Raw genomic sequence first — 21,454 nt, 5'->3', positions numbered from 1 at the left:
GCGCGGCCATCCGCGCTACTCACTCCGCGTCGAACAGCGCCGCGAGCTGCTCGATGATCGTTCCGCCGAGCTGGTCGGCGTCCATGATCGTCACTGCGCGGCTATAGTAGCGCGTCACGTCGTGGCCGATGCCGATCGCGATCAGCTCGACGGTCGAGCGCTTCTCGATCCAGTCGATCACCTGGCGGAGGTGGCGCTCCAGGTAGGAGCCGCTGTTCACGCTCAGCGTCGAATCGTCGACCGGCGCGCCGTCGGAGATGACCATTAGGATGCGGCGTTCCTCGGGCCGCGCGACCAGCCGGGAATGCGCCCACAGCAGCGCCTCGCCGTCGATATTCTCCTTGAGCAGACCCTCGCGCATCATCAGCCCGAGATTGGCGCGCGCACGCCGCCACGGCTCGTCGGCCTTCTTGTAGACGATGTGGCGCAGGTCGTTGAGCCGGCCCGGCTGCGGCGGGCGGCCTGCCTGGAGCCAGGTCTCGCGCGCCTGCCCACCCTTCCACGCGCGGGTGGTGAAGCCCAGGATCTCGGTCTTGACCCCGCAGCGCTCGAGCGTGCGGGCGAGGATGTCGGCCGAGATCGCCGCGATCGAGATCGGCCGCCCGCGCATCGACCCCGAATTGTCGATCAGGAGCGTGACGACGGTATCGCGGAACTCGGTGTCGCGCTCGACCTTGTATGACAACGACGAGCCGGGCGAGACGACGACGCGGGCGAGGCGCGCGGCGTCGAGCATCCCTTCCTCCTGGTCGAAGTCCCAGCTGCGGTTCTGTTGCGCCATCAGCCGCCGCTGGAGCCGGTTGGCGAGCTTCGACACCACCGCCTGCAAGTGGACGAGCTGCTGGTCGAGGTAACCGCGCAGCCGGACCAGCTCGTCCGCGTCGCACAGGTCGGTCGCGGCGACGACCTCGTCGAACTGCGTGGTCCACGCCTTGTAGTCGGTCAGCGGCGCGAGATCGGTACTGGGGCGATTGGGGCGGACGGGCTGCATGCCCTCCTCGCCTTCGTCGCCGGGCTCGCCGTCCATGTCGTCGAACTGGTCCTCGCCCTGCTCCTGACCTTCGCCGTCGCTGTCGTCCGACTCGCGCTGCTCGCCGCGCGCCTCGGTCTGCGCCTCGCCCTCGCCCGAGTCGCTCTGGCCCTCCTCGCCCTCCTCGCTCTGCTCCCCGTCCGAGCCCTCGTCCTCCTCGCCGCCGTCGTCCGCCTCGTCGGGAACCTGGTCGCCCTCGACCAGGTCCAATCGTTCGAGGAGCTTGCGCGACAGCGCCTGAAAGGCCCGCTGATCGTCGAGCGCGAGGCTGAGCGCGTCGAGATCGCCGGCTGCCTTGTCCTCGATCCACTCGCGGATCAGCGCCAGCCCCGGCGCGGCGGCGGCGGGCGCGGCCTCGCCCGACAGCCGCTCGCGAACGAGCAGTGCGAGCGCGGTCGACAGCGGCACCTCGTCCCGGGTGCGCGCGCGGGTGATCGGGTCGCTGCGCAGCCGGACGTCGAGCGCCGTGGCGAGATTGTCGGCGATGCCGCGATAGCCCTTGGAACCCAACGCCTCGACCCGCGCGCCTTCGACCGCGTCGAACACCGCGCGGGCGACCGCCTCTGGCGGGGCCGCGCGACCGTGCATCGCGGTGTCGTGATGCTTGAGCCGCAGCGCGAACCCGTCGGCGAATCCGCGCGCCTCCGCCACCTGGTCGGCCGGCAGCGCGCGCGCGGGCATCGGCACCTTGAGGTGCTTGCCCGATTGCGTCGGCGCATCGGCGGTGAAGGCGAGCTCCACCTCGGGTTCGTCCGACAGCGCGCGCGCGGCCCCGCCGAGGACGGACTTGAAGCGATCGAGGGGGGTGTCGGTGGCCATTACCAGAGGACCTTGCAGCCGAATGCGGCGAATTCCCCATCACCTGTCATGACGGGCAGTCGTTCCACAAGGCTCTGTGCCGCAATCGCCCGATCGAATGGGTCACGATGGATGCCGGGCATCAATCCCGCTTTCAGCGCGTGCTCGTAGTGGAGGTTCAGGTGTATGAACCCGTCCTCGCGAATCGCTTCGTGGAAGCTGTCAACCCTCGCTTCCATCTCCGGCAGCTTGCCCAGTCTTACCTTGATGGCGATCTCCAGCGCCGAAACTGCGCTGACGTAGACGGTCGTGTCCGTGTCTTCCAGAAGGTCGCGCATACCAGCGGGCAGCCGGGGATCGCCGCCCCACCACCAGATCAGCGCATGGGTGTCGAGAAGGAGCTGCATTTCCCGTCAGACGATGTTCGAATACTTGCCTTCCCAAGCGTCCAGCTCGTCGTCCGGCAACGGATCGAACCAGACGGCGGAAGGGATGTTGCGCAGTTCAGGCCAACGTCCGGGCTTGCGCCGCGGACGCGCCGGATCGCTGAACGGTACCAGCTTGGCGTAGGGGCGTCCGGCCTTCGCTAGCACGATCTCCTCACCGGCGTGGGCGCGATCGAGCAGGCGCGAGAAATGGGTCTTGGCTTCGTGAACGTTCACGAACGCATCGCGCGGATCGAAATCAGCCACAGCTAGCTCCAAAAACGGACTTAGTCCGCTTAGTCCATTCCTATGTGATTCTCAACCCTTCCCCACCACGCTCTCGGGCAGGTCCTTCCCGAACACGCGCTGGTAATATTCGGCGACCAGCGGTCGTTCGGCCTCATCGCACTTGTTGAGGAAGGAGAGGCGGAAGGCGAAGCCGACATCGCCGAAGATCAGCGCGTTCTGCGCCCAGGTGATCACGGTACGCGGGCTCATCACGGTCGAGATGTCGCCGTTGACGAAGCCCTTGCGAGTGAAATCCGCGACGCGGACCATGTTCTCGACGACCTTCTTTCCCTCGGGCTTGTCGTACTCGCCCGACTTGGCGAGGACGATCTGCGCCTCGGTCGCGGCGGGCAGGTAGTTGAGCGTCACGACGATGTTCCAACGGTCCATCTGACCCTGGTTGATCTGCTGCGTGCCGTGATAGAGCCCACTGGTGTCGCCCAGACCGACGGTGTTGGCGGTCGCGAACAGGCGGAACCACGGGCTCGGGCGGATGACGCGATTCTGGTCGAGCAGCGTCAGCTTGCCCTCGGTCTCCAGCACGCGCTGGATCACGAACATCACGTCCGGGCGGCCCGCGTCATATTCGTCGAACACCAAGGCGGTCGGGGTCTGCAGCGCCCAGGGAAGGAGACCTTCGCGGAACTCGGTGACCTGCTGGCCGTCGCGCAGGACGATCGCGTCGCGCCCGACCAGGTCGATGCGGCTGATGTGCGCGTCGAGGTTGATGCGGATGCACGGCCACTTCAGCCTGGCTGCGACCTGCTCGATATGGGTCGACTTGCCGGTGCCGTGATAGCCCTGGACCATCACCCGCCGATTGTGCGCGAAGCCGGCGAGGACGGCGAGCGTCGTGTCGGGATCGAACACATAGGCGGGATCGAGATCGGGCACGCGCTCGTCCGCCTCGCTGAAGGCGGGGGACTCCATGTCGGAATCGATCCCGAACAGATCGCGGACCTTCACCATCTTGTCGGGGGCGTTCAGCAGGGTGGTCTCGCGGCTGTCGGGCTGGATGTTGGGCAGATCGGTCATAGGAGCCGCCTTAGGCTAAGCCGAGCGCTTTGCTCAACCGTTCAGGCGATCTTCTCGGGCAGGTGGAACAGATCGACGAAGCGCTGCGCCGCGGCCAGGTCGCCCGACACCGCCATGCCGACCGGCGCGCCGAACGGCGCCTTGCCGTAGATCGTCATTCGCATCGCCATCGTGTCTCCGGTGAAGGTGGCGTCGACATCGGCCGCCTCGCCGCGGGTCACGTCGACTCCGCCGCCGTCCGCGCGCACCACGAACGAATCGGCAGGGAAGCGGAATTGGACCGTCACCGGCTCCCGCGGCGCGTCCGGCTGGACGAGCGTCTGGAGCGACATCATCGCCGACACGGGCGAGAAGAACAGCATCGGATCGTGTCGATGCGAGCGCGTGGCCCAGCGGCCCATCTCGCGCATCAGCGTCTGGGCTTCCAGCCCCCATCGGGTCAGCTCATAGACCTGGACGTTCGCCGGCGAAGGCAGCTTGCGTCGGACGACGATCCCCGCGGTCTCGAGCGCCTGAAGGCGTTGCGTCAGCACGTTCGCGCTGATCCCGGGCAGGTTCGCCTTGATCTCGCCGAAACGGCGCGGACCATAGACCATCTCGCGCATGATCAGCAGCGACCAGCGCTCGCCGACGAACTCGAGCGCCAGCGAGGTGCCGCACGCATCGTCGTACCACCGCCTCGTCTGATCCGTTTCAGTCACCTTTTCTAACTTCATCGTTGCTTTTGATAACTGCATAGGGCACTCCGCGCAAGTCGAGTCGGAGGAGGGGCGGGTGACCGAGTTGAGCAGCGCCGCGGACTTGGCGGCGGCGAACCCGATCCGCTGGCCGCACGAGAGCGCCGCATACCGCACTGCGCGCAACGCCTTGCTCGCCCGCGAGATTGCGCTCCGTCGCGAGATCGAGGCGGTCGCGGCCGAGCGGCGATCGCTGCCCCCGGGGCCGCCGGCGATGGGCGACTATCGCTTCCGCGGCGCGGACGGCGAGGTCGGTCTGACGGCGCTGTTCGGCGACAAGGAAACGCTCGTCGTCTATTGCTATATGTTCGGAGCCGGTCGCGAGCGGCCGTGCCCGATGTGCTCGTCGCTGCTCTCCGCCTGGGACGGCGAAGTCCCCGACATCACCCAGAACGTCGCCTTGGCGGTGGTCGCCGGGGCGCCGATCGCGCGGCTGCTCGCGTTCAAGGCCGAGCGCGGGTGGCGGCATCTGCCGCTCTACCAAGACGCGAACGGCGACTTCAGCCGCGACTATTCCGCGATCACCCCGGACGGCGAGGACATCCCGCAGTTCCTGGTCTTCTCGCGTGCCGACGGCGCGATCCGGCTGTTCTGGGCGGGCGAGATGGGCGGCTGGACCGCCGATCCCGGTCAGGACCCGCGCGGCGCGCCCGAGCCGATGCCGCTGTGGACTATCCTGGACGCGACGCCCGCGGGCCGCGACCCGCATTGGTATCCGCGCCTCCGCTACTGAAACGAGGGAGCTTCCATGCCCAAGATGATCTTCGTCAACCTGCCGGTGACCGACGTCGCCAGGGCGACCGCCTTCTACGAGGCCATCGGGTTCGAGAAGAACCCGCAGTTCAGCAACGAGCAGGCGTCATGCATGGTGTGGTCCGACACGATCCACATCATGCTGCTCGGCCGCGATTTCTACGCGACCTTCATCACCAAGCCGATCGCCGAGACGCATGCGACAAGTGCGGCGATCCTGTGCCTGTCGCGCGACAGCCGGGCCGAGGTCGACTCGATCAGCGCCGCCGCACGGTCGGCGGGTGGCCGCACGCTCCACGATCCCGAGGAGAACGGCTTCATGTACGGGGCGGCGTTCGAGGATCTCGACGGACACTCCATCGAGGCGATGTACATGGATATGGCGGCCGCCGCGCAGGCGATGGACACCGCCGAGCAGGTGGCGGCGTGACTCGCCCGATCATCACCGCCTTCGACTGGGTGCCGCCGTTCGCCGAGGGACAGGTCCGCGACCTGCGGGTGCGCTGGGCCCTGGAGGAGGTCGGCCAGCCGTACGACGTCCTTTATCTGAGCCAGGGCGCACAGAAGGAGGCCGAGCACCGCGCGCGGCAGCCGTTCGGACAGGTGCCGACGTATGAGGAGGGCGACCTGATCCTGTTCGAATCGGGTGCGATCGTCCATCATATCGCCGCGACCCGGCCCGGGCTGCTGCCCGACGACGCGGGTGCGCGGGCGCGGGCGGTGGAATGGATGTTCGCCGCGCTCAACTCGGTGGAGCCGGCGATCATGGATCACGCCAATTGCGCGGTGTTCGAGGCGGACACGCCCTGGGCGAAGGCGCGGATGCCGCTGGTGCTGGAGCGGATCGACGCGCGGCTGGCCGACCTGTCGCGAAGGTTGGGCGACCGGGACTGGCTCGACGGCGACATGTTCACTGCCGGCGACCTGTTGATGGTCGCGGTGTTGCGGATCGTCGCCGCCGACGGGGTGCTCGACCGCCATCCGACCCTGACGGCTTATGTCGAGCGCGGGGTCGCCAGGCCGGCGTTCCGGCGTGCGCTGGATGCGCAGATGGCGGGATTCACGGGCGCGCCGCCGGCCTGGGCGCGCCAATGGCTGGAGAGGCAGCAGGCGCAGGGAGAGACCGCATGAGCTATATCGACGCGATCGTCGCCCCTGTGGCGGCGGGGGTGACGCGCGAGGACTATCGTGCCTTCGCCGCCGTCACGGCGGGCGTGTTCCTCGACCATGGCGCCACCCGTTCGTTCGACGCCTGGGCCGACGACGTGCCGCACGGCGAGGTCACCGACTTCTACAAGGCGGTCGCGATCGAGGACGGCGAGGGCCTGGCGGTCGGCTTCATCGAATGGCCCGACAAGGCGACCCGCGATGCCGGCATGGCGAAGGCGATGGAGGACCCGCGGATGCAGCCCGGCGGACCGATGCCGATCGTCGGCAAGCGGATGATCTTCGGCGGCTTCGAGACCGTCCACGACCAGAAGGGAGAATGAGCATGGGCACTCCGGAGGGAACCCCGGTCTGGTACGAGCTCGCCGTCGCCGATCCGGACGCCGCGAAGCGCTTCTACGAAGCGGTCGCGCCGTGGAGCGTCGAGGCGCGGCCTGCGGGCGAGATGGACTATCGGATGATCACGGTTACCGGCGCGGACAATGTCGGCGGGCTCGCCCGCTTCAGCCAGGAGCAGGCGCCGACGCCGGCGATGAAGCCCGGCTGGCGCGTCTATTTCGGGGTGGACGACGTCGATGCGACCGTCGCGGCGATCCGCGCGGCGGGCGGCGAGGTCCACCTGGGGCCGTTCGATCTTGAAGGCGTCGGCCGGATGGCGTTCGTCGCCGATCCGCAGGGCAATGCCTTCTACGTGATGCGCGGCGCGATCGAGGGGGCGACGAGCACGGTGTTCGCGCGCGGCGGCGAACCCGGCAAGTGCAGCTGGCACGAGCTCGTCACGAGCGACGCCGTGGCGGGCAACGCCTTCTACGGTCGGGTGTTCGGCTGGACCTATCCGCGCAGGATGCAGATGCCGGGGGAGATGGGCGACTACACCTTCATCGACTGTGCCGGGCAGGAGCTGGGCGCGACGATGAAGGCGAGCATGCCCGGCCAGCCGACCGGCTGGCACTTCTACTTCCGCGTCGCCGACATCGACGCCGCCGCCGCGGCGGTGACGGCGAACGGCGGGCAGGTCCACATGGGGCCGATGGAGGTCCCCGGCGGCGAGCGCGTCATCATGGCGAGCGATCCGGCCGGCAGCCCGGTCGGCTTCGTCGCCGGGACGGAGGCGAAGGCATGAGCGGACTCGTCACCTGCCTGTGGTTCGACCACGGCGAAGCGCGCAAGGCGGCGGAATTCTACGCTGCCACCTTCCCCGACACCCATCTCGATGGCGCGGATGCAGCGCCCGCCGACAATCCCAGCATGAAGGAAGGCGGCGAGATCACCGTCCGTTTCACCCTTCTGGGGCAGAAGTTCTTCGGCTTGAACGGCGGGCCGAACTTCAAGCCCAACGAAGCGGTCAGTTTCCAGGTCGTCACGGACGACCAGGAGGAGACCGACCGCTATTGGAATGCGATCGTCGCGGGCGGCGGTGCGGAGAGCGATTGCGGCTGGTGCAAGGACCGCTGGGGCTTCTCCTGGCAGATCACCCCGCGCGTCCTGATGGACTCGCTGGCGGAGGGCGGCCCGCGCGGGAAGGCGGCGTTCCAGGCGATGATGACGATGAGGAAGATCGACATCGCCGCGATCAAGGCGGCCCGCGAGGCTGCGTCCGCCGATGCGTAAGGTCAGGGGCAGCCTGTTCGTCTCGCTGGACGGGGTGATCCAGGCGCCGGGCGGACCGAGCGAGGATCCGACCGGCGGCTTCGCTTATGGCGGCTGGGTCGCCGGGGTGTTCGACGAGGGCGTCGGCGAGGCGATCGACCGGGTGCTGACCCCGCCTTACGATCTGCTGCTGGGACGGCGCACCTACGAGATCTTCGCCGCTTATTGGCCGTTCCACTCGGGCGGGGACATGCCGATCGCGACCGCGTTCAACGCGGCGAACAAGTACGTGCTCAGTCGCGGCGGCACCGACCTGTCGTGGGCGGACAGCCACGCGCTGTCGAGCATCGCCGAGGTCGCCGCGCTCAAGGCGAGCGAGGGGCCGGACCTGGTGATCCAGGGATCGGGGACGATCTACCCGGCGCTGCTCGCCGCCGGACTGCTCGACAGCCTGACGCTCATGATCCATCCGCTGGTGTTGGGCGAGGGCAAGCGGTGGTTCGACGACGATACCCCTGCGGGAACCCTGCGGATGACCGATCACCAGGTCTCGCCGCGCGGGACGGTGATCGCCACCTACGAACCCGCGGGGCCGGTCGAGTGCGGGACGATGGGGGATCAACCGCCCAGCGCGGCGGAGCAGGCGCGGCAGCGGCGGATGGCGGAAGGTTCGTGGTGATCGTCTATGGCCACCCCTTCGCGATGTTCGTGTGGAAGGCGCTGATCGCGCTGGAGGAGCGCGGTGTCGCCTACGAGTTGCGCATCACCGACGGCGAGCATCCGGAATATCAGGCGATCCTCGCCGAGCATCAGCCGGGCGCGCAGATCCCCGTGCTGATCGACGGTGAGCGCGTGGTGATCGAGACCAACGTGGTGATCGAATATGTCGACCGCACCGCGCCGGACGGGCCGAAATTGCTCCCTGCCGATCCGCTTGAAGCGCTGGAAGCGCGGCAGATGGCGGACGTGTTCGACGATTATGTCGCGATCAACATGCAGCGCGTCGTCTCGAACGAGCTGCGACCGGCCGAGCACCGCGATCCGTACGGCGTCGATCAGGCGAAGGCGGAGCTCGATGAAGTGTACACCTGGCTCGAACGCTGGATGACCGCGCGCGAGTATGCCGCGTGCGGGATGTTCACGATGGCGGATATCTCGGCGGCAGGGGCGCTGTTCTACGCCGACTGGGTCCACCCGATGGCGGGGCGCTTCCCGGTGCTGGCGGCGTATCGCGCCCGGCTGCTGGCGCGGCCGACGGTGGCGAAGGTGGTCGACGGGGCGCGGCCGTACCGGCATTTCTTCCCGCTGGGCGCGCCGGATCGGGATTGAGCCAACGCCCGGTGGTCACCGCATCGTGAACACCACCTGGTCGATCACCTTGCCGCCGAGGTCCGTCAGCCGGAGGCGGTGGCGGCCGGGCGGGCTGAGGATCGCTGGGCTTGACCCGGCCGCGCCGAGATCGCGCTTATCGAGCCAGAGGCGGTGCATCGACACGTCGCCGCTGGTGGCGATGGCGAGGCGCTGGCGGTCGGCGGGGATGTCGGGATCGAGCGCATAGACGCTGCCCGAGACCGGGCTGGTAATGCGTGGGCGGCGCGCTTCGATCGGCGCGGCGGCAATGGTGGTCAGCGCAGTGCCGCGGACGAACCATTCGCGGCGGGGCGGCTCCGCGCCGATGGCGAAGCGGACGGGGCGGTGCTCGACGTTCGGCGGGGCGGCGGGCGCGTCGTCGCCGCCCAAGGCCATCATCACGTCGCGCCACACCGGGGCGGCGCCGCTGGTGCCGGAGACCGCGCGCATCGGATCGCCCTCGACGTTCCCGACCCAGACCGCGACGGTGTAACGGCGGGAGTAGCCGACGCACCAATTGTCGCGCATCGCCTTCGAGGTGCCGGTCTTGGCGGCGGCCCAGAAGGGAAGGCGGAGCGCCGAATCCATCCCGAAGGTCGCGGCGCGCGCGCTCGGATCGGAGAGGATGTCGGACACGATCCAGGCGGCCGCCGGCGTGGTGATCGCGCGCGACGCCTCGCGCGGCGCGTCGGCGGTGAGGCGCAAGGGCGACCAGCGTCCGGCGTTGGCGAGGCTGCGATAGGCGTTGGCCTGTTCGAGCAGCGTCACCTCCGCCGAGCCGAGCGCGAGGCTGTAGCCGTAATAGTCGCCGTCCTCGACCAGATCCTTGTAGCCGGTGTCCCACAGCCGGTCGCGGAACGGCTCGACCCCGACCAGCAGCAAGGTGCGGACCGCGGGGACGTTGAGCGAGCCGGCGAGCGCGGCGCGGGCCGAGACCGGGCCCTTGAACTCGTGGTCGTAATTCTGGGGGACGTAGAGGCCGGAGGCGGTGTCGAGTTGGACGGGGCTGTCGTCGAGGATCGAGGCGGCGGTGAGATAGCCCTTCTCGATCGCGTCGGCGTAGAGGAAGGGTTTGAGGGTCGATCCCGCCTGGCGGTACGCGCTTGCGCCGTCGACCGCGGGGCTGGTCGAGGCCCCGCCGACCCCGCCGACATAGGCGAGCACGTCGCCGCTCGCGTTGTCGAGCACCACCACCGCCCCGTCGCGCGCGCGGGTGCCGCCGAGTCCGAGCAATTGGCGGCGCAGCGCGGCCGCGGCGAGACGCTGGAGGCGGGCGTCGAGCGTGGTGGTGATCTTGAGGCCGGGCGTCTTAAGGAGGCGGTCGGCGAGGTGGGGCGCGAGGCCGGGATCGAGCGCGAGGCTGCGGGCAGGACCGAGCATCGAGGCGGCCTGGGCCATGAATCGCCCACAGCCGTTCGTGTCGAGCGAAGTAGAGACACCTGGGCCCTTCGACTTCGCTCGAGACGAACGGAGGGTGGTGGCATGGAGCGCGCAGGCCCGCTTCGCCACCGCCTCTGCATCCGCCTTTGGCTGGGGGAGGAGCGCGGCGAGGAGCAGCGCGTCGTCGCGGGTGAGCGCAGCGGGAGTCTTGCCGAACAGCGACAGCGCCGCCGCGCCGATCCCCTGCGCCTCGCCGCGGAAGCCGGCGAGGTTGAGGTAGGCCTCGAGCACCTCGTCGCGCGACCAGCGGGCGCCTAAGGTCGAGGCGGCGCGGATCTGGCGAAGCTTGTCGAGCCAACCGCGCGCGCCGGGTCTCGCCAGATCGGGCGCGAGGAACCCCGCGACCTGCATGGTGAGCGTGCTCGCCCCGCGCGAGGGCTTGCCCTCGACCCGGTCGCGCGCCGCCCCGGCGAGCGCGAGCCAGTCGACGCCGTCGTGCTGCTCGAACCGCCGGTCCTCGGCGGCGACGATCGTCGTGCGGACGGCAGGGGAGACCTCGGCGAGCGGGGTCCACGCCAGCCGGCGTGCGGCGAAGTCGACGCGGGAGGAATCGAGCAGCGCGCCGTGACGGTCGTAGAGCCAGGCTTCGGAGGGATGCCAGGCGGCTTTGACCTGGGCGAAGCGGGGGAGCGGGGGCGGGCGGGTGAGCCAGTCGAGGGTGGCGTAGAGAAGGGCGAGGAGGAGGATGAGGGCAACACTTCGCGTCACCCCGGGCTTGTCCCGGGGTCCAGAGCCACGAACAGCGTCGCCTGTGGCTCTGGATGCCGGGACGAGCCCGGCATGACGGAGAAGGTTCACCGCCCGCCTACCTCGACATCCGCGATCGGCAGTTGCGCGCGGATGCCGGGCGAATACATCGCCTCGACCTTGCTCGCCGGCAGTCGGAAATGCCCGACGCCGTTGAGCCGCAGCATGTAGCTCGCCTGGAACCGCCCGCGCGGGACCCAGGCGTAATAGCCGCGCCACGCGTCGTTGCCGCGTTCGACATAGGCGGGGACGACGCCGACCTGGACGTCCCAGAGCTTGCCGCCGCTGTCGACCGCGCCGAACTGGACGCCGTTCCCCGCCTGCGCCTGGTCGGCGAGCAGCTTCGACTGGCCGCCGAGATCACCGACGATCGTCGCGCCCGCCGGGATCGGATCGTCGATCACCACCCAGTTGCGCTCGGCGGTGGCGTCGACGGTGATCGTCACCTTCATCACGTCGCCGCGGGTGAGGCGGCCGGGGTTGCGGCGCTGGACGATCTCGACCGAGCGCGACATCCGGTAGCCCGCGGCGAGCGGCTTCGTCAGCGGCACCGCCGCGCGCACCGCGACGTTCGCCCACGGCCCCGCCCCGCCGGACTGGCGCATTACTAGCGGCGTCTGCGTCGTGGGCAACGCGAACGAGGCGAGCCGCGCGTCGGCCGCGAGCGGCCACGCCTTCGCGATCGACTTGCCGCCGAGTGACAGCGTCGTCGTCCCGGCAATGGCGGTGGCGGGATAGACGTCCGCGAACCGCCGCACCGCGACCGCGCCCCAGGCGTTCGCCGTCGTCGTGTCCCAGCGACCCTTGAGCTGGCGCAGCGCGACGCCGACCATCAGCCGCGGCCCGTCGTCCTGCCAGCCCGGCCGCCCGACCACCGCGGCGAGCGCTTTGATCGAGGCTTCGTCCGCCGACGACATCAGCCACCAGGGCGCTTTCGACTGATCGGTCAGGTCGAGCCGCGTGCCCTCGTAGACGAAGCGCTGGCGCAGCACCGCCTCGCCCGCCTGGCGCAGGTCGCGGGCGTTGGCGAGGCCGGGGACCTTGTCGAGCGCCATGAGGTAATCGGCGAGCGTCGAGGTCGGCATCTCGCTGGCGTTCAGCCCGATCTGCCCGAGCATCGCCGGGGTCGCCGCCCCGGCGCGGGCGAGCGCGGCGAAGGCGGCGGCGCGCTGGAGGCGGACGTCGCCATACGCCTCGTGGCGGATGCGTCCGTCGAGGACGGCCTTCATCCCCTCGACCATCTTGGTCTTCGACGCCTCGGGGATCGCCAGCCCGGCCTCGCCTGCGAGGCTGAGGACATAGGCGGTCAGCGCCTCCGAGCCTTCGAGCCGGTCGCTCGGCCAGTAGCGGAGCAGGCCATCTGGAGCCTGATAGGTCGGGATTTCCGCCGCCAGGCTGGACCACGCGGCAGTGTCGCCGAGCGCGACCGCCTTGCTCATCCGTTGCTCGAAGCAGGTGTAGGGGTACGCCGCCATGAACGCGCGCACCCCCTCCATCGGCGGGGCGAGCGTGTCGGACAGCCGGACGTCGACCGAGCCGACGCCGGGGAGCGCGCCGGCGGGCGGGGCGATCGGGATGCTCGTGTCGTTCACCCGCGCAAGCGTCGCCGCCCAGGTGGTGACGGGCCAGAGCGGGACGACCGACTGGGTGGTGGTGAGCTTGTCGACCGCTTTGCCGTCGCTGCTCTTCGCCGAGACCTGCCACTTGAGCGTCCCCTCACTCGCCGGAGCGACGAGGTTCCACGCCACCGGTGCCGCGCCGCCCGCGGGAATAGTGACCGTGAGCGGTTTGCCGGTCGCGATGCGCGGGAACAGATCGACCGTCGCGGTGACGGTCATCGGCTTGTCCGAGCCGTTGCGGAGCGTGAAGCCCGCCGCATAGCGGTCGCCCGAGCGGACGAGCGGCGGCAGCCCGGCGTAGATCGACAGGTCCTGCGCGGTGCGGATGTCCGCCGTGCCGGTCCCGAATAGCTGAGCGCCGTCGGTGGCGATGGCGACGAGCTTGAACGACGACAGCGCATCGCTGAGCGGGACGGGAACGCGCGCGCGCCCGTTCGCGTCCAGTGGCACGTGGCCGCGCCAGAGCAGGACGGGCTGGAAGTTCTCGCGGTTGAGCGCGCTCATGTCCGCGCCCCCGCCGCCGCCCGCCTCCACCGCCTTGCGCCCATAATGGCGCTTGCCGACGACCTGCGTCTGCGCGGTCGCGGTGAGGACCGAGAGGGGCCGATCGCCCATCATCGCGGTCAGCACGTCCCAAGACTCGTTGGGCGCGAGCTGGAGCAAGGCCTGGTCGACCGCGACGAAGGCGACATCGGCGGCGCGCGCGGGCTTGCCGTCCGCCCCGCGCACCTCGACCGCGACCTGCGCGGTATCGCGCGCCGCATAGCGTTCGTGGTCGGCCTCCACCTTCACCGCGAGCGTGTGCGCCTCCCAGCCCACCTTCACCTTGGCGATGCCGAGCCGGTAGGCGGGCTTGGCGAGATCGACCAGCGCGGTCGGCTCGGGGGCTTCCTCGCGCGCGCCGAACAGGCCCTTGAACCAGTCCCACCAGCCTTCGTGAACGCGCCCGCGCACCGCCAGCACCGAGACGAACACGTCGGGGGCGTAGCTGCCCGGCATCTTGACCGAGACGACCGGGTCGGTGCCGGAGAGTTCGGTGACGAAGCTCGACAGCACGCCCTCGCGCTCGACCGTGACGAGCGCGGTCGCCGAGCGGAACGGCATGCGGACCTGGAACTTCGCGGTGTCGCCCGCCGCATAGGCGGTCTGTTCGGGGACGAGGTCCATCCGGTCGCCGTTGTCGCCGCCGAACCACCAATCCTCGTCGCCCGCGAGCCACACCGACTTGACCGCGCGCGCGACGTTGCCGTTCGCGTCCTCCGTCGTCGCGACGGCGTAGAGCTCGCCCGAGACGCCGGGGTCGATCGCGCAGATCGCGAGGCCCTGCGCGTCGGTGGTGGCGGTGCAGCTCGCATCAATCTTCTTGACCGTGACCTGATTGTCGTAGGCGTAGAAGCCGCCGATCAGCCGCCGCCGCGCGGTGAGGATCTTGCGGGTGTAGAGCGCGACCGCGATCCTTTGCCCCTTGATCGGCTTGCCCTGCGTGTCGAGCGCCACGAAGCGCAGGCGCAGATCGTCCTGCTTCATCAGCCAGCCGTCGGTCTTCACCCCCAGCTGGACGGCCGAGGGATAGACGGGGATCGTCTTCGTCGCGGTCAGCGTCTGGCCGTTGGCGTCCTGGTAATCCATCTCGACGGTCATGTCGGCGAGCCCGTCGAGCGCGGGGACCTCGACCGATTGGTGCGCGGTGCCGTCGCCGCCGAGCGTGGCGGGAAGCATCTGCACCGGGGGCAGCGGGGCCACGTCCTCCTCGCCGTCGCCGTTGAGCGGCTTGGTGCCCTCGGCGATCGGGCGACCGCCGAAGGTATAGCCTTCGTAGCCGTCGGGCGAGGCCGAGCGCTGCGACCAGCCGACGCGCAGGTCGACCGCGAGGTTCGACGCGCCGCCGCCCGACAGATAGCCGGCGTAGAGATCGAGCCGGATCGCTTTCGGCCGGACCGCGGCCTCCTTCGGCCCGGTCACGGTCGCGCGCATCGTCGGCAGTTTGTACTCGTCGACGCGGAACGATTGCTCGCCGTACACAACGCTATCGTCCGCGCCCCGGATCTGGACGTCGTAATCGCCCATCGGCGCGCCGGCGGGGACGGTCCACGAACTCTCGCCGATGCCGTTGGCGTCGATCGTCAGCGGCTGGTCGAACTGCGTGTCCGAGCCGCGGTGCGACAGCCGCAGCGTGCCGGTGAAGTTCGCCGGGATGCGGAAGCCGCCGCCTTCGGGCTGGCGGGCGATATGCTTCATGTGGATCGTCTCGCCCTGACGCACGAGCGCGCGGTCGAAGACGGTGTGGACGATCTCGCCCGGCGCGGAATAGCCGTAGGGCAGGTCGAAATCGTAGGGGCGGATGCCCTCGCCCCAGTCGGTCAGCGTGAAGCTCCAGTCGTCGCCGACGCTGGCCGAGACCATCAGCGCGTGGGCGCTGCCGCTCTCGCAATTCGAATAGGTCTGCGGTCCGGGGAGGCCGGCGGGGACCATCAGCCCGCCGCTCTTGTCGGTGACGCCGCGCGCGAGCTGCTCGCCGGTACAGCTGTCGGTGATCCGCACCTGCGCGTTGGCGGCGGGCTTGCCGGTGTCGAGCGTGGTCACCCAGGCGAGGCTGCGCTCGCGCCCCCATTTGAAATGGACCGACAAATTGGTGACCAGCGCCGCCGCGGCGACGTAGCGCGGCGCGTCGCGGCCGAGCAGCGCGCGGCCGAGGACCGGCGACGCGAGCTCGACGACGTAGAAGCCGGGCTGCGCCAAGGGGATGCCCACCACCTCAAAGTCGCGGCCCTTGCCGGGCAGCGCGACCGACAGCGGCTTGCCCATGCCTGCGCCCATCACCGACGTGTCGCCGGTGTGGTTGATGCGGCGGACGGTCTCTCCGGCCTTGTTGGTGATGTCCTCGATGTTCTCGTCGTCCGCCTTGTCGACCGTGCGTAGCCAGTCGGCGACCTCCTTGTCGCCCGAGACGCGCAGCGTCCGCCCGCCGATCGGCTGGGTGCGGCCCTGAAGCGCGGGCTCGACGTTGCGGACGGTGACGGGGAGGATGCCGCCTTCCTTCGCCTCGAGGATGCCGAAGGGCGCCGCGAACTTCACCAGCGGCGGCGCCTGATCGAAGCGGATCGCGAGCGGGAAGCGCTCGGCGTTCGACAGCGCGCGCCCGCTCTCGTCCTTGACGCCCGCAGGGACCTTCACCGTCGCCGCGACGCCGGGCTGGAACGGGGGCGCGAAGGCGATGTCGCTGATCGTCGCCTTCGTCTGGTCGTCCTTGTCGAACTTGGGCGCAATCTCCTTGCCGTCGGCAAGCGCGATGCGGATCGCGGCGGCGGTCGACATCGGCACCGGCGCGGAAAAGCGGACATAGGCCTTCTCGACCGGGCTGCACCCGGCGTGCGCGTTGACGCGGCTGCATTCAAAACGCGCCGCGAACGGCTTGCGGACGGTATAGTCGAAGCGCTGGTCGGCGCCGGCGGTCTTCCCCGTCGCGCCGGCGATGTTCGCGCCCCAGACAAGCGAGACATCCCGGCCCGGCGGCAGCGGGCGGCCGCACTGGAGCGCGGTGACGCTGGCGAACGCTTTCGCCCGCGCCTGGGCGTCGGCGGGCACGTCGGTGGGCAGACCCCCGGATTCAAGGAAGTTGCGCGTGATCCAGTCGTCCGCGCCCATCGCCGCGATCAGTTTGGCGGCGGTTTCGGCGGGCAGGACGCGGACGGGGATCTTCTCGCCGATGCCGTCGACCGCGCAATAGGCGTTGGCCGCGACCGAGGCGGGGGTCGCGGGCATGTTGGCGGCGACGAGGAACGCCTGATCCTCCTCGATCTCGTCGCCGCTCCCCGAGGGCAGCACCGCGCGCGCGGTGGGGCCGCCGGCGTCGACAGTGAAGGTGCGCTGGCTGGCGAGCGCGTAGCCCGCGGTCGAGCGCAGCCCGTCGCGGGTCTTGATCTCGCACTTGGTCCCGCCGGGGAGGCCGTTCGCGAACTCGTACACCCAGGTCTGCTGGTCGACCCAGCGGCCCTCGCCGCCGACGCTGCACTCGACCGTCGCGGGCGCGGGCGCGCGGGGATCGCCGAGCGGGACCATTGGCTGGCTGAAGCGAATCGTATAGCGCTCGATCGCGCCGTCCCCGACGCCCGGGGTCGCGAGGATGACCTGCGGCGATGCGTCGCCGAGCGCCGCCACCGGGGCGATGGCGAGCGCGAGCAGCGCAAGGCGAACGCCGAGCTTCATGTGATCCCTCCCCGGTGACCGGTCCACGCTAAACTGGCGGCAATCGCAGCGCCAGCGGGGATTGCGGAGCGCGCGAACCTCGGCAAGACTGTGAAAACGGGCGCGTCTTCGGGGGTTGAGCGCGGGTGGGGACGATGATCGCCGCGATCGACGCGGTCGCGCGCGAACTGATGCTGTTCGCCGCGGCGGGCTTCCTGCTGGGCGGCGTCGACGACCTGCTCGTCGACCTGGCGTGGCTGGGCGGTCGCCTGCGCGCGCGCTTCGCCCCCGACCTCTCGCTCGTCGATCTGCCACGACCGGCGACGCCGATGCGATTCGCGGTCTTCGTCGCCGCGTGGGGCGAGGAGGGCGTGATCGGGCCGATGCTGCGCGAGGCGATCCGCGCGATCGACCATGCGGATTACCGGATCTTCGTCGGCGCCTATCCGAACGATCCGGGGACGATCGGCGAGGTGCGCGCGGTCGCCGAGGCCGACGCCCGGGTGCGCCTGGTGATCGGGCCGGTCGCGGGGCCGACCACCAAGGGCGCGAACCTCAACGTCTTGTGGCGTGCGCTGCTCGCCGACGGTTGGAACGCCGACGCGGTGGTGATCCACGACGCCGAGGACGTGATCCATCCCGGCGAGCTCGCCGCGCACGAGACGGCGCTGCTCGACGCCGACGTCTCGCAGACCCCGGTCGTGCCGCTGATCGACGACAGCACGATCGCGACGCAGCTCGTCTCGGGCGTCTATGCCGACGAGTTCGCGAGCAGCCACCGAGCGACGCTGCCGGTGCGCGTCGCGATCGGCGCGGGGTTGCCGCTCGCCGGCGTGGGCTGCGCGATCCGCATCGGCGCGCTGCGACGGCTGGCGGCGGGCATGGGCGAGCCGTTCGACGCGACGAGTCTGACCGAGGATTACGAGCAGGGGCTACGCCTGGCCATGCTCGGCTGCCGCGCGCGCTTCATGCGGGTGCGCGGCACGGACGGGTCGCTGGTCGCGACCCGCGCCTATTTCCCGGCGACGTTCGCTGCCTCGACCTCGCAGAAGGCGCGCTGGATGACCGGCATCGCGCTCGCCGGCTGGGACCGGATCGGCTGGGCGGGCCCGTTCGCCCTTGCCGAACATTGGATGCGGATGCGCGACCGGCGCGCGCCATTGGCGACGCTGGTGACTGCGGCCGGCTATCTCGCCTTCGTGCTGGTGGCGGGGTCGTTCGCGCTGCACGCGGCCGCGGGCGGCGCTGCGCCGAGCGTCGGCCCCGTCCTGCGCGGGCTGTTGCGGATCGATCTTGCGCTGCTCGTCTGGCGGATCGCGGTGCGCGTGATCCACACGGTCCGCGTCTATGGCTGGGAGGAGGGCGCGTGGGCCGTTCCCCGCGCGCTGGTCGGCAACGCGGTGGCGGCGGTGGCGATCTGCCGGGCGCTCGCGCGGTACGTCCGCGTGCTCCGGGGCGGGGTGCAGCGGTGGGAGAAGACCGAGCACGTCTTCCCGGACCTGAGCGCGGAGGAAGCCCGGTGAACGGACGCGGGCGGCCGCTCTACTTCCTGGCGGCCGTGTTCGGCGGATGGACCGGCGCGCGCGCCCTGCTGCTGTGGCCGTCGTCGATCGCGCCGGCGCTGGTCCATGCGGTCGCGCCGCCAGCGGCGGCGACGCCTGCTGCTCACATGGCTTGGCCAGTTGCGTCGGGCTGGCCGAAGGTCGCGTCGCCGCCCGCGCGTTCGGATCGCAGCGCCGGTCTGGCGGTCGCCGCGTCGCCGCGGGCGGAGCGGGCCTGGTCACCCGCGATCTCGCCTTTCCGCCTCGATCCGGCCCCGATCGCCTTCGCACTTCCCGCGTCCGACCCGCTGCCGGCCGGCGTCGATCCGCTGCCGGCCGGCGTCGATCCGCCGCCGGTGTTCCGGTCGTCCCGCTGGTCGGGGAGTGCCTGGGCGATCCTGCGTCCCGACGGCCGCGCGACGCCGTTCGCGAGCCAGCTCGGCGGCAGCCAGGCGGGCGCCCGGATCGCCTATGCGCTGGGCGAGGCGCGGCGGGTGTCGGTGTACGCCCGCGCCTCGACCGCGATCGACGCGGCGGAGCGCGAGGCGGCGTTGGGGTTGGACTGGCGACCGACGCGGCTCCCGATTCACCTGGTCGCCGAGCGCCGGATCGGCATCGAGGGAATCCGCGGCGGAACGGCGCTGGGCGCGGTCGGCGGCGTCGGACCGACGAAGATCGTCGGGCCGGTGCGACTCGAGGGCTATGCGCAGGGCGGGGTGATCTTCCGCGCACGGCAGGAGGGGTTCGCCGACGGCGCGCTCCGCCTCACCGCGCCGCCGGTCGCCCGCGTCGACCTCGGGCTGGGCGCGTGGGGCGGCGCGCAGCGGGACGCCGCCCGGCTCGATATCGGCCCCACGGTCGGCGTCGCCGTCCCGATCGCCGGCCGCACCCTCCGCCTCACCGCCGACTGGCGCCAGCGCGTGGCGGGCGACGCGCGCCCCGGTTCGGGCCCCGCGGTGTCGCTGGGAGTGGACTTCTGATCCAATCCCCACCGCCGACGGTGATTTTCGCGGAGGCCCCGCCGCTTTAAGGCGTCCCCATGCACCTCTACCTCCCGATCGCGAACCTGTCGGTCAACGCGCTGGTGATCGTGCTGCTCGGCGCCGGCGTCGGCCTGCTGTCTGGGATGTTCGGGGTGGGCGGCGGGTTCCTGACGACGCCGCTGCTCATCGTGTACGGCATCCCGCCGACGGTCGCCGCCGCCTCGGCCGCGAGCCAGGTGACGGGGGCGAGCGTGTCGGGCGTGTTCGCCTATCTGCGGCGTGACGCGGTCGATATCCGGATGGGGACGATCCTGGTGATCGGCGGCGTCATGGGATCGCTGTTCGGGGCGTGGCTATTCAAATTGCTCCAGGCGACCGGGCAGATCGATACCGCGATCGCGATCACCTATGTGCTGCTGCTCGGGTCGATCGGCGGGCTGATGCTGAGCGAGGCGGTCGGCGCGATCGCGGTCGCGCGGGGGCGGCGCGCCGCGCCGGCCAAGCGCCGACGCCACCATCCGCTGGTCGCCGCGCTGCCGCTGCGGATGCGCTTCTACAAATCGGGCCTCTACATCTCGCCGCTCGCGCCGCTGATCCTCGGCTTCGCGACGGGCATCCTGACGATCCTGCTCGGCGTCGGCGGCGGCTTCGTACTGGTGCCGGCGATGATCTACGTGCTCGGGATGGCGACGGGCGTGGTCGTGGGCACCTCGCTGTTCCAGATCCTGTTCGTCACCGCCGCGGCGACGATGACGCATGCGCTGACGACCAAGGCGGTCGACATCGTGCTGGCCGCGCTGCTGCTGGTTGGATCGGTCGCGGGGGCGCAGGTCGGCGCCCGCTTCGCCAACAAGGCGCGGCCGGAGTATCTCCGGCTGGCGCTGGCGATCATGGTGCTGCTGGTCGCGATCCGGATCGCGGTCGGGCTGACGTGGCGGCCGGGGGACCTCTATTCGATCGAGGCGGGATGACGCGCGGGGCGGCCGCGGTCGCGCTCTCGCTCGTCGCGCCGGCGCTGCTGGGCCAGGCGAAGCCGGTGCTGGTGCCCGACGTGTCGCAACGGCGTATCGACATCGCCTATTCGTTCACCGGCGCCGAGCTGTTGCTGTTCGGCGCGATCCTCGATCCCGGCGGACGCATCCCCACCGGCCGGACCGACGTGGCGGTGGTGGTGAAGGGCCCGGTCCAGTCGATCCTCCTTCGCGAGAAGGCGCGGGTCGCGGGGCTTTGGGTCAATGCGGATTCGCTACCCTATCGCTCGGCCCCGTCCTTCTATGCGGTGGCGTCGTCGCGACCGATCGAGAGCCTCGTCGATGCGCGGACGCGGGCCATCTACGAGCTGGGGCTCGACAGCCTCCAGCTCTCCCCCGCCTCTGCCGCCGCACCCGAGGTCCAGTCGCGTTTCCAGCGCGGGCTGGTCGCGCTGAAGGCCAAGGCGGGGCTCTACTACGAGGCGCCGCATGCGGTCGGGATTACCGGCCGCGTGCTCTACCGCGCGCGCATCTTCATCCCGGCGCGGGTGCCGGTCGGGCGGTTCACGGCGGAGACCTTCCTGATCCGCGACGGGCATGTCGTGGCGGCGGCGGTGCGCGAGATCGAGATCGCCAAATCGGGGTTCGAGCGCTTCGTCGCGATCGCCGCCGATCGTGCCGCGCTCGTCTACGGGCTGGTCACGGTGGCGCTGTCGGTGCTGCTGGGTTGGGCGGCAGGGTGGATCGCGCGGCGGTTGTAACCATCGCAACGGCATCTTTACCGGATCGGTCCTA

19 protein-coding genes are annotated in these 21,454 nt (G+C 70.4%); 12 read left to right on the top strand and 7 right to left on the bottom strand.

Annotated features, from left to right (window positions below; translation table 11 throughout):
* Positions 1-19: 19 nt before the first annotated feature.
* From cobT to AC4GYY_RS07505, 5 genes are read right to left on the bottom strand one after another with little or no spacing between them, the layout of a single operon-like run.
* Positions 20-1,849, bottom strand: a complete 1,830-nt coding sequence (cobT, locus tag AC4GYY_RS07525) for a cobaltochelatase subunit CobT (protein ID WP_491119651.1) — start codon at positions 1,847-1,849, stop codon at positions 20-22.
* Positions 1,849-2,235: a type II toxin-antitoxin system VapC family toxin gene (locus tag AC4GYY_RS07520; RefSeq protein ID WP_491119650.1), complete on the bottom strand. Its 387-nt coding sequence runs from the start codon at positions 2,233-2,235 to the stop codon at positions 1,849-1,851. Before AC4GYY_RS07520 ends, cobT begins: the two co-directional genes overlap by 1 nt.
* Positions 2,236-2,241: 6 nt before the next feature.
* The gene (locus AC4GYY_RS07515; RefSeq protein ID WP_491119649.1) at positions 2,242-2,520 is read right to left on the bottom strand and encodes a type II toxin-antitoxin system Phd/YefM family antitoxin; all 279 of its coding nucleotides are present in this window, start codon (positions 2,518-2,520) and stop codon (positions 2,242-2,244) included.
* 51 nt (positions 2,521-2,571) lie between these two features.
* On the bottom strand, positions 2,572-3,576 hold the full coding sequence (gene cobS / locus AC4GYY_RS07510; protein ID WP_491119648.1) for a cobaltochelatase subunit CobS: 1,005 nt from the start codon (positions 3,574-3,576) through the stop codon (positions 2,572-2,574).
* 41 nt (positions 3,577-3,617) lie between these two features.
* Positions 3,618-4,277, bottom strand: coding sequence for a winged helix-turn-helix transcriptional regulator (locus AC4GYY_RS07505; protein WP_491119647.1), 660 nt, complete (start codon positions 4,275-4,277; stop codon positions 3,618-3,620).
* A gap of 73 nt (positions 4,278-4,350) precedes the next feature.
* On the opposite strand from AC4GYY_RS07505, the gene AC4GYY_RS07500 reads away from it, so the two are divergent.
* Genes AC4GYY_RS07500 through AC4GYY_RS07465 form a run of 8 tightly spaced genes read left to right on the top strand, consistent with a single transcriptional unit; the run spans position 4,351 to position 9,152 of the window.
* Positions 4,351-5,046 (top strand): DUF899 family protein, encoded by a 696-nt coding sequence (locus tag AC4GYY_RS07500; protein WP_491119646.1) that lies wholly within the window; start codon positions 4,351-4,353, stop codon positions 5,044-5,046.
* 15 nt (positions 5,047-5,061) lie between these two features.
* The gene (locus AC4GYY_RS07495; RefSeq protein ID WP_491119645.1) at positions 5,062-5,496 is read left to right on the top strand and encodes a VOC family protein; all 435 of its coding nucleotides are present in this window, start codon (positions 5,062-5,064) and stop codon (positions 5,494-5,496) included.
* Positions 5,493-6,197 (top strand): glutathione S-transferase family protein, encoded by a 705-nt coding sequence (locus tag AC4GYY_RS07490; RefSeq protein ID WP_491119644.1) that lies wholly within the window; start codon positions 5,493-5,495, stop codon positions 6,195-6,197. Before AC4GYY_RS07495 ends, AC4GYY_RS07490 begins: the two co-directional genes overlap by 4 nt.
* Positions 6,194-6,556: a DUF1428 domain-containing protein gene (locus tag AC4GYY_RS07485; protein WP_491119643.1), complete on the top strand. Its 363-nt coding sequence runs from the start codon at positions 6,194-6,196 to the stop codon at positions 6,554-6,556. Before AC4GYY_RS07490 ends, AC4GYY_RS07485 begins: the two co-directional genes overlap by 4 nt.
* Before the next feature lie 2 nt (positions 6,557-6,558).
* Positions 6,559-7,356: a VOC family protein gene (locus AC4GYY_RS07480; protein ID WP_491119642.1), complete on the top strand. Its 798-nt coding sequence runs from the start codon at positions 6,559-6,561 to the stop codon at positions 7,354-7,356.
* Entirely contained in the window at positions 7,353-7,844 is a 492-nt protein-coding gene (locus tag AC4GYY_RS07475; protein ID WP_491119641.1) for a VOC family protein, read from the top strand. The genes AC4GYY_RS07480 and AC4GYY_RS07475 overlap by 4 nt, the downstream gene beginning before the upstream one ends.
* A complete protein-coding gene (locus tag AC4GYY_RS07470) occupies positions 7,837-8,502 on the top strand; it encodes a dihydrofolate reductase family protein (protein WP_491119640.1) in 666 nt (221 codons plus the stop codon). Before AC4GYY_RS07475 ends, AC4GYY_RS07470 begins: the two co-directional genes overlap by 8 nt.
* The gene (locus tag AC4GYY_RS07465; protein ID WP_491119639.1) at positions 8,496-9,152 is read left to right on the top strand and encodes a glutathione S-transferase family protein; all 657 of its coding nucleotides are present in this window, start codon (positions 8,496-8,498) and stop codon (positions 9,150-9,152) included. The genes AC4GYY_RS07470 and AC4GYY_RS07465 overlap by 7 nt, the downstream gene beginning before the upstream one ends.
* Positions 9,153-9,167: 15 nt before the next feature.
* On the opposite strand, the gene pbpC is transcribed toward AC4GYY_RS07465, so the two are convergent.
* Positions 9,168-11,321 (bottom strand): penicillin-binding protein 1C, encoded by a 2,154-nt coding sequence (pbpC, locus tag AC4GYY_RS07460; RefSeq protein WP_491119638.1) that lies wholly within the window; start codon positions 11,319-11,321, stop codon positions 9,168-9,170.
* An 86-nt stretch (positions 11,322-11,407) separates the two neighbouring features.
* On the bottom strand, positions 11,408-17,185 hold the full coding sequence (locus AC4GYY_RS07455; RefSeq protein WP_491119637.1) for an alpha-2-macroglobulin family protein: 5,778 nt from the start codon (positions 17,183-17,185) through the stop codon (positions 11,408-11,410).
* A 134-nt stretch (positions 17,186-17,319) separates the two neighbouring features.
* On the opposite strand from AC4GYY_RS07455, the gene AC4GYY_RS07450 reads away from it, so the two are divergent.
* From AC4GYY_RS07450 to AC4GYY_RS07435, 4 genes are read left to right on the top strand one after another with little or no spacing between them, the layout of a single operon-like run.
* A complete protein-coding gene (locus tag AC4GYY_RS07450; protein WP_491119636.1) occupies positions 17,320-18,687 on the top strand; it encodes a glycosyl transferase family protein in 1,368 nt (455 codons plus the stop codon).
* A complete protein-coding gene (locus AC4GYY_RS07445) occupies positions 18,684-19,685 on the top strand; it encodes a hypothetical protein (RefSeq protein ID WP_491119635.1) in 1,002 nt (333 codons plus the stop codon). Before AC4GYY_RS07450 ends, AC4GYY_RS07445 begins: the two co-directional genes overlap by 4 nt.
* A 59-nt stretch (positions 19,686-19,744) precedes the next feature.
* Complete coding sequence (locus AC4GYY_RS07440) at positions 19,745-20,659, top strand: sulfite exporter TauE/SafE family protein (RefSeq protein ID WP_491119634.1); 915 nt, start codon at positions 19,745-19,747, stop codon at positions 20,657-20,659.
* Positions 20,656-21,420 (top strand): TIGR02186 family protein, encoded by a 765-nt coding sequence (locus AC4GYY_RS07435; protein ID WP_491119633.1) that lies wholly within the window; start codon positions 20,656-20,658, stop codon positions 21,418-21,420. Before AC4GYY_RS07440 ends, AC4GYY_RS07435 begins: the two co-directional genes overlap by 4 nt.
* Positions 21,421-21,454 lie beyond the last annotated feature (34 nt).

The organism is Sphingomonas sp. SP6, from assembly GCF_058313435.1.
Note: the sequence above shows the minus strand (reverse complement) of the source record. Positions and strands in the feature narration are given on the sequence as shown.